This is a genomic window from Ralstonia sp. AU12-08 (assembly GCF_000442475.1).
Taxonomy (GTDB): Bacteria; Pseudomonadota; Gammaproteobacteria; order Burkholderiales; family Burkholderiaceae; genus Ralstonia; species Ralstonia insidiosa.
Map to the genome: position 1 here is coordinate 177164 of NZ_ASZV01000047.1, position 12806 is coordinate 189969.

Genomic DNA, 12806 nt, shown 5'->3' on the forward strand with positions numbered 1-12806 from the left:
AAAACGGCCGCCAGAATAGGCGGCCGTTGTGCTTTCTGGCCAGCGACTCAGGCGGCGAGCGCCTCTTCGCGCAGCAAGCGCCGCAGTACCTTGCCGGTGGATGTGGCGGGCAGCGCCTCATGGAACTTCACGCGGCGCGGCACCTTGTACGGCGCCATGTTGTCGCGCGACCAGGCAATCAGCTCCGCCTCGGTGAGCGTGACCCCATGCATCGGCACCACATGCGCGCAAACAACCTCGCCTTTGTCCGGATCGGGGATGGGGGTGACGGCCACCTGGCGGATGCCCGGGTGGCGCGAAAGCAGTGACTCCACCTCCTCCGGGAACACGCTGTAGCCGGACACCTTGATCATCTCCTTGATACGGCCCTGCCACTGCAGATAGCCGTCAGGCGAGAGCTGACCGATGTCCCCGGTGCGCAGAAAGCCGTTGTGCATCACGGCGCGCGTGGCCTCGTCGCGCTGCCAGTAGCCGCGGAACACCCCGGGGCTGCGGATGGTGATCTCGCCGGCCTGGCCGGGCGGCAACTCGGCGCCGGTGTGCGGATCGACGATGCGCACCTCGGTCTGCGGGACGATCTTGCCGTGCCAGCCCCAGCGTGGCGCGTCGGGCGGCGTGATGGCATCGCAGGTGTGGGTTTCCGACAAGCCGTAGGCGGCCTCGTAGATGCTGCACTGTCGGCCGGCAAAGGCACGCCACTGCTCGGCAATCGCCTCGGTCAGCGTCACGCCAAAGCTCGTGCACGGATTGGCCACCAGCGATTCCATGCGGTAATGCCCAGCATCCGGATGCGCCATCACCGCCAGGTTCATCGGCGTCATGCTGTACCAGCGCGTGACGCGGTAACGGTCAACGGCCTGCAGCACGGCCAGCGGGTCGAAGCGGTAGAGCAGGATGGTGGTCGCGCCGGAATACAGCATCACATTCATGCCCATCAGCATGCCGGCGATGTGCGACAGCGGCGCCACCGCCAGCAGCACGTCGGATGCGTGGATGCCGCTCACCTGCGCCGTCACAGCGGTCTTGTACAGCGCATTGCGGTGCGTGAGCATTGCGCCCTTCGGGCGGCCGGTGGTGCCCGAGGTGTAGATCATCAGCGCCACCTCATCCAGATCGACCTGGATGGCGGTCACGGCGTTGCGTTCGGCCACATCCACTGGCTCGGCCAGCAGCTGCATCAGGTCGAGCTGAGATGCGCCGGGCTTGTTCTTGATCGGCGGCGCGGACGAGGCATCGGCCGCGATCAGTTCGGGCGGCACCGCCAGCGCCTTGCGGCACGCGGGCTGCGAGGGCTGCAGATCGGCATAGCGCGTGGTGATGACAGTGGACACCGAGGTGCCCGGCCGCGCGGCCTCGACAATCGGCATCAGGTCCGCCGCAGCCACCAGGATCTTTGCACCGGAATCGGCCAGTTGGTCGCGCAACTCATGCTGACGCGACAGCGGGCCACACGGCACGACGATGCCGCCCAGCTTGGCCGTGGCCAGATGCGCCAGGATGGCCTGCGGACAGTTCTGCAGGAACAGCGCCACGCGGTCGCCGCGCGCCACGCCCAGCCGTTGCAACTGCACCGCCAGCCGTGTCGAGAGCTGATCCAGCTCGCGCCAGCAGATTGTGCGGCCATACCAGAGCAGGGCAATGCGCTCCGGCGTCTGTTGTGCATGGTGGGTGCAATACCGGTGCAGCGGCATCTCGCCTGCCAGATAGTCGACCGGTTCGCGGTTCTGGATCGTCATGTGGTGTCTCCTCGACCGTCGGCATCGCTAGGCAATGCCTTGGCCGTGATGGCTGCCCTCGTACCGGGGCGCTCATGCGGGGCAGGTTTCTTGGCATCCATCGTTCGAGTATGACGAGCCCGCCCTGCGGTTGCCGTATCGATTTGCGCAAGACGGTGTTCCACCCGCAACTGCAGCGAATGTGATCTCACGCAAGACAGATTCCAAAAAAAATCTACCATTCGGTATAGAGTCTCGACGCAAATCCGCCGCAACGTCAATCAGGGAGAAGGCGGATACTCAGCCTCGGCAGCAATGCCCGCAAAGTGTAAATGGCACGCCCGCCTCAGGATGAGCGTGTACTTACATTCAATGATTCGACCTGAGCAGTAAATTGCGCAGACAACATCAAAAATTTGCCGCCAAGACAGATTTGTTCTATTTTTGACAACAAATCATGTGAGAGGCTGGAATGGATCGTTTGCAGTCGATGCGGGTGTTTTCCAAGGTGGTGGAGCTTGGCAGCTTCGCCCGGGCGGCCCAGCATCTGTCGATGAGCAATGCTGTGGTCACGCGCTACGTGGCCGATCTGGAGGCGCACCTTGGCACGCGCCTGCTCAATCGCACCACGCGCAGCCTGTCGCTGACGGACGTGGGCGAAACCTACCTGCAGCGCTGTCAGCAGATCCTGCTCGACATCGACGAGGCGGAATCGCTCGCCACCTCGCGCAGCCAGGCGCTGGTGGGCGGCCTACGCATCGTCGCACCGGTGATGTTCGGGCTACACGTTTTACCGATACTGCTGGCGCGCTTCCAGCAGCTCTACCCCGAGGTGACCTTTGACGTGGCGCTGTCCGATCGCCCGATCGACATCGTTGAAGACGGCCGCGACGTCGGCATCATGGTGTCGGAGCTAGGCCTGGGCTCGCACCTGGTAGCACGTCGCATGATCTCCGCCGAGATGGTGATGGCGGCCACGCCCGCCTACCTGCGCCAGCACTCCACGCCGCAGCGCGCGGAAGACATTGCCGAGCACCGCGTGATCGCCATGTGGCACCCGCAACTGCGTCACGAGTGGGAGATGAGCACGCCCGACGGCCAGTCGATTTCGGTGCCGGTGCAGCCGTCGCTGGTGACGAGCAATGCCGAGCTGATGCACCGCGCCGTACTGGCCGACATGGGCATCGCGATTCTGTCGTCGTACATGGCCCGGCCGGATCTGGAGTCGGGCAAGCTGGTGCGCGTGCTGCCGCAGTACAAGCTGCCGGCCCGGTCGTTGTCGCTGGTGTACCCGAGCCGCAAATTCCTGCCGACCAAGGTACGCACCTTCATCGACTACATGCTGGCCCAGGCGATGGAGGTCAAGCACAGCGAAGCGCGCGCTGGCCGAGGTTTGAGCGAAGCCGCCTGATCGGCAAACTGCGCGCAAACCGCATCGCCAATACAAAACGGGAGGACAGTGTCCTCCCGTTTGCTTTGGTGCCGATGAAACCGTGATCAGGTTTCGCTGGTGCTTTCCTCGTCGGTCTCGGCTTCGGCGGCTTTCTTGCGTGCCGGGGCTTTTTTGGCAGCAGTCTTCGCAGCCGTCTTCGTTGCGGTCTTGGCCGGAGCTTTCTTGGCAGCAGGCGTCTTGGCCGCGGCCGTTGTCTTCTTCGCAGCAGTCTTGGCGCCGGGCTTGCCCTTGCCTTCGCCGCGCGGCTCGAACTCGAAGCCGATCTTGCCGTCCGGCTGCTTGACGAGGAACGCCTTGAAGTTGCGGCCCGTGCGTGCCGACTTGAAGCCGGTCAGCAGATCCGTTTTGCCTTCGGTCAGCAGCTTGGCCAGTTGCTCGCGGCTGATCTCCTGCTGCAGGATGATCTTGCCGGTGGTGAAGTCGCAGGTCTTGGGCTGCGCCACGGCGTTCTCGCACACGTACTTCAGGCCGTGTTCGTAGACGCTGCCATTGCACTTCGGGCAGTGGCCGACGCTCTCCTGGCCGGAGAAGTCGACCGGCTCGCCGTCGTCCTCATCGTTCTGGCCGAAGTCGAATTCCATCTTCCAGTGGCCGTCTTCCTGCGCCAGCTTGAGGATGGCCGCAAACGGCCGGCCCATCTTGCTGCGGAAGCCTTGCAGCGGGCCGATGGTCTTGTTGATCAGCAGCTCTTCCACCTCGTCCAGCTCAAACTGGCGGCCACCCGGGATCTTGCTGATCGAGAAGTCGCAGTGGCTGCAGGCGAAGCGGCGGTAGTTTTCTTTGACCACGTGGCCGCATTGCGGGCACGGCGTGGAGAGCGTCGCGTAGTCGCCGGGGATGGTGTCGCTGTCGTATTCCTTGGCGCGCTTGACGATCTGCTGCGTCATCTGCGCGATCTCGCGCATGAACTCGTCACGCTCGAGCTGGCCGCGTTCGATCAGCGAGAGCTTGTGCTCCCAGCCGCCGGTCAGCTCGGCCTGCGTCAATTCTTCCACGCCCAGGCCGCGCAGCAGCGTCATCAGCTGGAAGGCCTTGGCGGTCGGGATCAACTCGCGGCCTTCGCGTACGAGGTACTTCTCACCCAGCAGGCCTTCGATGATGGCCGCACGCGTGGCTGGCGTGCCCAGGCCCTTGCCGGCCATGGCTTCGCGCAGCGCGTCGTCGTCGACCAGCTTGCCGGCGCCTTCCATGGCGGAGAGCAGCGTCGCTTCGTTGTAGCGCGCGGGCGGCTTGGTGGTCAGGCCCACCGGCTCGACCTTGTCGGTCTTGACCTTCTCGTCCTTGGCGACCGGCACGAGGTTGGCATCCTCGCCCTGCGCCTCACGGCCATACACGACCAGCCAGCCCGGGTTCACCAGCACCTTGCCTTCGGTCTTGAAGTGATGCCCGGCCACCTCGGTCACGCGCGTGGTGACCTGGTACTCAGCCGCCGGGAAGAACACCGCCAGGAAGCGGCGCACCACGAGGTCGTACAGCTTCTGCTCCGGCTCCGACAGGTTCTTCGGTGCCTGCAGCGTCGGGATGATGGCGAAGTGATCGCTGATCTTGCTGTTGTCGAAGATCCGCTTGTTCGGCTTGACCCACTGGTTGGCGAGGATCTTCTTCGCGTGCGTCAGATAGTTGGGCGAGCTCTCGCCCAGCATGTCCAGCGTCTGCTTGACCGTGCCCATGTAGTCTTCGGGCAGCGCGCGCGAATCGGTACGCGGATAGGTCAGCACCTTGTGCTTTTCATACAGCGCCTGCGCCAGGCCCAGCGTGTTCTTGGCCGAGAAGCCGAAGCGGCCGTTGGCCTCGCGCTGCAGGCTGGTCAGGTCGAACAGCGCCGGCGACATCTGCGTCGACGGTTTCGATTCTTCGGTAACGGTGCCCGTCTTGTCGCGGCATGCGGCGACGATGCTCTTGGCCTCGGCTTCGCTCCACAGGCGCGAATCGCGTCGCTCGGGATCGAACTCGTCCTTCTTGAACTTGGGGTCGAACCAGCGGCCTTCGTACAGGCCAGCGGCGGCGATGAATTCGGCGCGCACTTCCCAGTAATCGCGCGGCACGAAGCGTTTGATCTTCTCTTCGCGCTCCACCACGATCGACAGCGTGGGCGTCTGCACGCGGCCCACGGTGGTCAGGAAGAAGCCGCCGCCCTTGCTGTTGAAGGCGGTCATGGCACGCGTGCCGTTGATGCCAACCAGCCAGTCGGCCTCGGAGCGGCAGCGCGCGGCATCCGCCAGCGGCATCATGTCTTCGTTGCTGCGCAGCTTGGTGAAGCCATCGCGGATGGACTGCGGCGTCATCGACTGCAGCCACAGACGCTGTACAGGCAGCTTGGTGTTCGCGTGCTGCGCAATCAGGCGGAAGATCAATTCACCTTCGCGCCCCGCGTCGCAAGCGTTGATCAGCGCGGTCACGTCCTTGCGCTTGATCAGGCGCGTGAGCACCTTCAGTCGGGATTCAGACTTGGCGATCGGGCGCAGGTCAAAGTGCGGCGGGATCACCGGCAGATGGTTGAAGCTCCATTTGCCGCGTTTGACTTCGTATTCGTCGGGGGCGGCGATTTCAACCAGGTGGCCAACCGCCGAGGAGAGGACGTAGTCGTCGCTCTCAAAGTACTCGTCGTGCTTGGTGAAGCCACCCAGCGCGCGCGCGATATCAGCGGCGACCGACGGTTTTTCGGCAATGATGAGGGCCTTGGACATGTGAGCGGATCCTGGCGATCGCAAGCAATCAGGTAAACAAGAGGTCGCTTTCTATTAGCGGCCATTCGCGTGGGTTTTGTAGAGTCTTATGGCAACGCGTGCCGACTTCAAGTGCTGCCGGCGCCTATCAAAGCGCACATTCAGGCAGTCTGCCCCGAATTTGGCCGCCAATCATAAGCGCGGTTCCTTTTCAGGTGCAATAGAGTGACGCAGACTTCGCCTTGCATTGTCAAGGCTCGCAATCAGGCCGATTGCAGCAGCCAGCCACGCAAGTCGGGTGCCGCCGTCACGGTTGGTGCGGCGCGCAAATCACGCGAAAGCATGCCTTCCACCACACCGGCATGCGGCAAGACGGGGCCGAAAAACAACACATCACCGGCGTCATCCATGCGTTGAATCAGCAGGGTGGGGAAGTTTTCGACGTCGAAATCGCCCAGGGCGTCGGCATGGTCTTCCACATCCACCCAGACGAAGCAGCATTCCGGATGTCGCGCGGCCAGCTCGGCAAACGTCGTGCGGTAACTGCGGCAGGTGCCACACCACTCGGCGCACAGACACGCAACCAGCAATTGCCCCATCCGCACGCGCGTGTGCAGCATGGTGGCGTCAGTGTCAGGCGAGAGCAGTCGCATAAATAGTGGCAGTGCGCAGCGAACAGGTCGCAGCTATTGTAGGCACGCTTTCAAGGAAGGCGCAGAAAGCGCCCGCCTGGCTGGCGCTCTACGCGGCCATCCAGTTCCAGCGCCAGAAGCTGTGCCGACAGCGCAGCCGCAGCTTGGCCGGTGCGCTCGCACAAGGTATCCAGATCAACGGGATCAAAACCGAGCGCATCGAGCAACGTGGTTTCAGCCGCACTTGGCGCGGCGCGTGCGACCGGCGCCTGCGCAATGACGGCATCTTCAGCCGGCGCTGTACGCGAGGTACGCTTAACCGGCGCGGTGGAGCGCCCCCAGCCCAGCTCATCGAGGATGTCGGCGGCGGTTTCCACCAGCTTGGCCCCTTGCTTGATCAGCAGATGGCAGCCCTTGGCCAACGGTGAATGGATCGATCCCGGAATCGCAAACACATCGCGCCCCTGCTCGGCAGCCAGCCGCGCGGTGATGAGCGAGCCGGACTGCGCCGCCGCCTCCACCACCAGCAGCCCACGCGCGAGACCGGCGATCAGGCGATTGCGGCGCGGAAAGTTCTCCGCCCGCGCGCCCATGCCCAGCGGGTATTCGGAGATGATGACCCCCGCCTCGGCAATGCGGTGCGCCAGCGCCCGGTTGCGCGCTGGGTAAACAATATCGAGGCCCGTACCCACCACGGCGATGGTGCTGCCGGGCCCGCTCAGTGCGCCCTCATGTGCCGCCGCATCGATGCCCAGCGCCAGGCCGGAGACGATCGTCACGCTCGCCGCAGATAGCGCCTGCGCAAACGCCCGCGCATTGTCGATGCCAGCCGCCGTGGCGCTGCGCGCGCCCACCACACCCACCGCCGCCGCACGCAGCAGCGACACATCGCCCTTGGCGTACAGCACGGTCGGCGGGTCCGTCAGCTCCAGCAGGCGGGGCGGATAGCCACGATCGGCCAACGTGAAGACGGCATTACCAGGCTCGTTTGCCCACGCGACGGTGCGTTCGATCAGCGCTGCCAGCGCTGCGTCCGGCGCGGCCAATAGCGCGCGTGCCTGCCGCTCGGGCAACACCCGGGCAAGCGCGGAATACGGTTGAACGAAGATGTCCTGCGGCAGGCCGAAGGCCGCCAGCAACTGACGCGCGGCAACAGGGCCGACACCGGGGGTTTCTGTCAGACGCAGCCACGCGGCCAGCTCTACGGAATCGCGTGTGCAGGAGAGGGAATCTATGGAGTCGGTCGCGGCACCCGCCGCGACCTGTGAGGCATCGGTCAAATCAGGACTGCGGTCAGCGTGATCAGGGTTGCGTCATCGGATTATCGACAGCATCGCCCACTTCAACGGTGTTCGACGAGTCCGTCACCAGCGCGTAGGCCACGTGCGGGAACACGCGGAACACAAAGGCCAAGCCGTAACGTTCTTCCGGCAGTTGCACGGCTTCACCGCCGGCGGTCCGATCCTTGACGACCGTGCCGGCGCGCGACAGCGCCAACACATGGCCTGCCTCAAGCCCCTGCTGGCTGCCGATGTTCAGCACCACCACCTGATCCGAACCGCCAAAGCGCACACCGCCCGTCACCTTGGCAACCACGCCATGCACATTGCCTTCCGGCGCATGCGGTACGTAGCGCACCGGCACGCGCGGCGGCAGCGGCATCAGTTGCGTGCCGACGCCCATTTCTTCCTTGGACGTCAGCGCCTCCATCTTGGTCACGGCCTGCGGGCCGGTGGCCGCGCGCACCACACGCAGGGTGCCGAGGAAGTCGGCCTCATAGCCGAGCACGTTGCCGGTGACCGGGTCCTTGAGCGGCTTGACTGGGCGATAGGCTTGCCACTCAGTGCCGGCTTGGCCTGCTTCCCCACCGGGCAGACCACGAGCGTAGGCGCTCTCGCCCTTACCCAGGTAGACACGGCCTTCCGGCAGTTCAAAAATGCGCGCCGGCGTCGCCAGCGTTTCTTCGTCCACGACGATCGGCTGCGTGAGGAATGGCTCGATGACCGAGGCGGGAATGCTGGAGATAGCGTCGCCATCCTGGCCCGCCACGCGGGTGTGCGGCGACAGGCGCACCGTGCTGCCGTCAGCCGAGGCCGGCGAGCTCGACAGCCAAGCACGGCCGTTGGCGTGATTCAGATAGAGCACCTGCCCCGGATAGATCAGGTGCGGGTTGCGGATCTGCTCGCGGTTCATGCCCCACAGCTCGGGCCAGCGGTAAGGCCGCTTGAGGAACTTGCCGGAGATCGCCCATAGCGTGTCGCCACGGCGCACGGTGTACTGCGCAGGTGCGTTTGCAGCGAGTTCGGATTCCGGAATACCGGCTTGCGCGGCCGCTGCGGCCTGCGCCTGTTGCGCCGGCGAGACAGCGCGCTCGGCAGCATGTGCAGCGCCGACGCAAAACAGTGTTGCCGCAGCAACCACAGACAGGGCGCAAACGTAAGACTGGCGCGCTTTCGTGGCAGATTGCGTGGCGGGCTTGATCAGCATCGGTGTGTTACGATGGCGCATTATTCTATGAAGAATCGGCGAGTGGTCCGCGTGCTTGGTCAGTGCCTGCGCGATGCCTGGCCGCCGCCGCTGCACGCTTCGGTGCGTTGCAGCTAGAGGGGTATGACATCGAACATTCGTCAGGCTTTTTCCTAAGCCATGTGGCGGATAGCGCCCCCGATTCTGCATGACATTCCAAGCGATCGCAATTGAAGGCAACCCCTCGTTAGCGTGGCCTTCCGCAACCGTTGTTGCCAAGCATCATGGCCCTACTGAATATCCTGCAATACCCTGATCCGCGGCTGCACAAGGTCGCCAAACCAGTCGCTGAAGTGAACGATCGCATCCGCAAACTGGTAGCCGACATGGCCGAGACCATGTACGAGGCGCCGGGTGTCGGCCTGGCTGCCACGCAGGTCGACGTGCATGAGCGCGTGATCACCATCGACGTGTCGGAGTCGCGTGACGAACTGCGCGTGTTCATCAACCCCGAGATCATCTGGGCGAGTGACGAGCACAAGGTCTGGGATGAGGGCTGCCTGTCGGTGCCGGACATCTATGACAAGGTGGACCGCCCCGACCGCGTGCGCGTGCGTGCACTGAACGAGCGCGGCGAAACCTTCGAGTTGGAGGCCGATGGCCTGCTGGCCGTGTGCATACAGCACGAAATGGATCACCTGATGGGCAAGGTGTTTGTCGAATACTTGTCGCCGCTCAAGCAAACGCGCATCCGCTCCAAGCTCAAGAAACATCAGCGCGATCTGGAGCACCAGCGCTGATCCCGCGTTCATGCCGCCCGACGCGAACGCGCGTGCCCACCCCCTCCCACTGATGTCGACCGTACCCGCCGACGCAGGCCCGGCCACGCGCACACGCAGCCTCACCGCCGTGCTGGTGCGGCACTGGCGCGTGATCGTCGTGCTGATGGTGTGCGCGTACTTTGTGGCGGGCACGTTCTGGCGCGCGCCCTGGAAAGCCGACGAGCCGTACTCGTTCGGCGTGGTGCTTAACATCATCGAGCGCGGCGACTGGGTGATCCCCAACGTCGCCTTTGAGCCCTTCGTCGAGAAACCCCCGCTGATGTACTGGACCGGCGCACTGGCCGCGCTGGCCGTGCCCGACCTGCCGCCGCACGAAGCGGTGCGACTGGCCGTGCTGTTCTGGATGGCGCTGACCTGCCTGGCGGTCTGGCGCACAGCGCGCCTGCTACGCGGCGAGGCCCGTGACTGGCGCATGCGCGTCGGGGCACAACTGGCACGTGGGCGCCCCGGTCCGACGCTGGCCGAACGCCGCATCGCGGGGCAGGATGCCGGCGGCGCAGCGTTCCGTGACTACGCGCTGGGCGCGCTGTTGCTGTTTGCCGGCTGTATCGGGCTGGTTGAGCATGTCCACAAATTCATTGCCGACGTGCCACAACTGGCCGGCACCGCCATCGCGCTGTATGGCCTGGTGCGCTATGTGAAGGCGAGCGAAGCGGGCGGCGTACATGGCGTTGATGTGCTGCGCCCGGCCCTGTGGTTCGGCACGGGTGCCGGCGTGGCGTTCCTCGGCAAAGGCGTCCTGGTGCCAGGCCTGTTCGGGCTGACCCTGCTGGCGGCAATGGTGCTGCTGCCGGACTTCCGCAATCGCCAGGCATGGCGCTTCTATGGGTTGTCGCTGCTGGCCGCGCTGCCTTGGCTGGTGATCTGGCCGGCCATCTTCTGGCACGAATCGCCAGACCTGTTCATCGAGTGGTTCTGGGTCAACAACCTGGGCCGCTTCTTCGGGTTCTCGCACCTGGGCGGTGAAAAAGGATCGCTCGTCACCACCATTCGCTCGATCCTGCTGACCGGCACGCCGGCGGTGTGGCCGGCACTGGCGGTGCTGGGAATCTCGCTCTACAAGCTGGTGCGCCAACGCGGACGTGGTGCACGGGCAGCCTGGCTGCTGCCGTATCAGGGGCACCTGGTGGTGGCGCTGTTCGTGCTCGTGACGATTGCAGTGGTGCTGCGCTCGGCCGTGCTGCGCGACGTGTATCTGATGCCGCTGCAACCGGCACTCGTTCTGCTGGGTGCGCCGATGCTGTTGCTGATTCCACCCGCTTGGCGCACGCGCGCCTGGGTGGTATCGGTCACGCTGTTCGGCGTGCTGGGGATGGTGGTCTGGGCCGTATGGGCAACGCTCGTGACGAACGGTGGACAGTCGCTACCGGGCTGGTTGGCCAAGGTGCTGGGCCGCGTATTGCCGCTGCCTTACGACATGCTGCTCCACCCGGTGGCCGTGCTGGCGGCGGCCGGCATGACCGTGCTGTGGATTGTCTGCGTGTGGCTGCGCCCGGCGCGCTCGGGCGTGGTGGCGTGGGCAGCAGGTCTTGGCATGGTGTGGGGCCTGCTCGGCACACTGCTGATGCCTTGGGTGGACGATGCGCGCAGCTACCGCCCCTTGTTCCAGGCGATCAAACCCGTACTCGAATCCGCGCAGATCTGCGTGGCCACGCGCGGCATGGGCGAGAGCGAACGCGCGTTGATGCACTACGAAACCGGCGTGCGCCCGGTCAAATGGTTGCTTGGCCACAGCGGTGCGGGCGACGACCTTCGCCCCAACCCGACCGCACGCACGTGCGACCTCATGCTGGTGCTCGAAAAAAGGCCGGAGCACAACCGACGCCGTCCGCAAGGCGATAACTGGGAAATGGTGTGGCGCGGCAGCCGCCCCGGCGACACCAACGAAACCTTCTCGCTGTTCCAGCGGCGCAGCAATGGCGTATCCGAGACGCTGCCCGCACCCGAACCCATCGTCCCGCTGACCGACACGCCGCATCGCGGTCGTTAAGTCCAATGCGCTACGCTTGGCGTGTAGCGCACTTTCCTTTTCCGCTCCCTGCTCCATGACGTCCACCCTTCGCGTAGCGTTTGCCGGCACACCAGAATTTGCGCAGATCGCCCTGGCGGCGATCCACCAGGCCGGCTTCCCGATCGTTGCCGTGCTGAGCCAGCCGGACCGTCCGGCCGGGCGCGGCATGCAGTTGCAGGCGAGCCCCGTCAAGCAGTACGCGGTGTCGCATGGGTTCGAGCCGATCCTGCAGCCGCCGTCGCTGCGCCGCACGGGCAAGTATCCGCAGGAAGCCGCGGAAGCCATTGATGCACTGGCCGCGCAGCGTCCTGACGTGATGGTGGTGGCCGCCTACGGCCTGATCCTGCCGCAGGAAGTGCTGGACCTGCCACGCTTTGGCTGCATCAATATCCACGCCTCGCTGCTGCCGCGCTGGCGTGGTGCCGCGCCCATCCACCGCGCCATTGAGGCTGGTGACGCCGAATCGGGCATCACGCTCATGCAAATGGATGCGGGCCTCGACACCGGCGACATGATCAGCATGGAGCGCGCGCCCATCGGCCTGGCCGATACCACGGGCACGCTGCACGACACGCTGGCCGCGCTCGGTGGGCGCATGGTGGTGGAGGCGCTGACCAGGCTGGCGCAGGACGGCCGGAAGCTGCCCGCTACACCGCAACCGGCAGAAGGCGTGACCTACGCCGAGAAGATCGCCAAGGACGAAGCCGCGCTCGATTGGTCGCGCCAGTCTGCCGCGCTGCTGCGCCAGGTGCATGCGTTCAATCCGTTTCCGGGTGCGTCGGCCACGCTCGATGGCGTGACGATCAAATTCTGGCAAGCCGAGGCGCTGGCTGACCGGCCGGCCGATGCCGACCCCGGCACGGTGCTCGCCGCCAACGCCGACGGCGTAACGATTGCCTGTGGCGCCGGCGCGCTGCGCGTGACACAGTTGCAAAAGCCGGGCGGCAAGCGCCTGCCCGCGCGCGAATTCCTGCAGGGCCTGGCGATCCAGCCTGGCCAGCGCTTCGCCTCACGCGCTTAA

9 protein-coding genes are annotated in these 12806 nt (G+C 65.1%); 4 read left to right on the plus strand and 5 right to left on the minus strand.

Features of this window, described 5'->3' with window-relative positions:
- Nucleotides 1–47 precede the first annotated feature (47 nt).
- The gene (locus C404_RS52990) at nucleotides 48–1736 is read right to left on the minus strand and encodes an AMP-binding protein (protein WP_021196959.1); all 1689 of its coding nucleotides are present in this window, start codon (nucleotides 1734–1736) and stop codon (nucleotides 48–50) included.
- Nucleotides 1737–2187: 451 nt separating this feature from the next.
- On the opposite strand from C404_RS52990, the gene C404_RS52995 reads away from it, so the two are divergent.
- On the plus strand, nucleotides 2188–3126 hold the full coding sequence (locus tag C404_RS52995) for a LysR family transcriptional regulator (protein ID WP_021196960.1): 939 nt from the start codon (nucleotides 2188–2190) through the stop codon (nucleotides 3124–3126).
- 86 nt (nucleotides 3127–3212) lie between these two features.
- Here the strand turns inward: C404_RS52995 and C404_RS53000 are convergent, their stop codons facing one another.
- The 4 genes from C404_RS53000 to C404_RS53015 all read right to left on the minus strand — a co-directional run bounded on the left by C404_RS53000 (nucleotide 3213) and on the right by C404_RS53015 (nucleotide 8953).
- Nucleotides 3213–5855, minus strand: coding sequence for a DNA topoisomerase III (locus C404_RS53000; RefSeq protein WP_021196961.1), 2643 nt, complete (start codon nucleotides 5853–5855; stop codon nucleotides 3213–3215).
- 242 nt (nucleotides 5856–6097) lie between these two features.
- Nucleotides 6098–6487: a thioredoxin family protein gene (locus C404_RS53005; RefSeq protein WP_021196962.1), complete on the minus strand. Its 390-nt coding sequence runs from the start codon at nucleotides 6485–6487 to the stop codon at nucleotides 6098–6100.
- A 50-nt stretch (nucleotides 6488–6537) separates the two neighbouring features.
- Entirely contained in the window at nucleotides 6538–7746 is a 1209-nt protein-coding gene (gene dprA, locus C404_RS53010; RefSeq protein WP_031330017.1) for a DNA-processing protein DprA, read from the minus strand.
- Between the two features lie 22 nt (nucleotides 7747–7768).
- Nucleotides 7769–8953, minus strand: coding sequence for a LysM peptidoglycan-binding domain-containing protein (locus tag C404_RS53015; protein WP_021196964.1), 1185 nt, complete (start codon nucleotides 8951–8953; stop codon nucleotides 7769–7771).
- 263 nt (nucleotides 8954–9216) lie between these two features.
- Between C404_RS53015 and def the strand changes: the two genes are divergently transcribed.
- Genes def through fmt form a run of 3 tightly spaced genes read left to right on the plus strand, consistent with a single transcriptional unit; the run spans nucleotide 9217 to nucleotide 12806 of the window.
- On the plus strand, nucleotides 9217–9732 hold the full coding sequence (gene def, locus C404_RS53020; RefSeq protein WP_021196965.1) for a peptide deformylase: 516 nt from the start codon (nucleotides 9217–9219) through the stop codon (nucleotides 9730–9732).
- Between the two features lie 10 nt (nucleotides 9733–9742).
- Nucleotides 9743–11764, plus strand: a complete 2022-nt coding sequence (locus tag C404_RS53025; RefSeq protein ID WP_021196966.1) for an ArnT family glycosyltransferase — start codon at nucleotides 9743–9745, stop codon at nucleotides 11762–11764.
- Nucleotides 11765–11819: 55 nt separating this feature from the next.
- Nucleotides 11820–12806: a methionyl-tRNA formyltransferase gene (gene fmt / locus C404_RS53030; protein ID WP_021196967.1), complete on the plus strand. Its 987-nt coding sequence runs from the start codon at nucleotides 11820–11822 to the stop codon at nucleotides 12804–12806.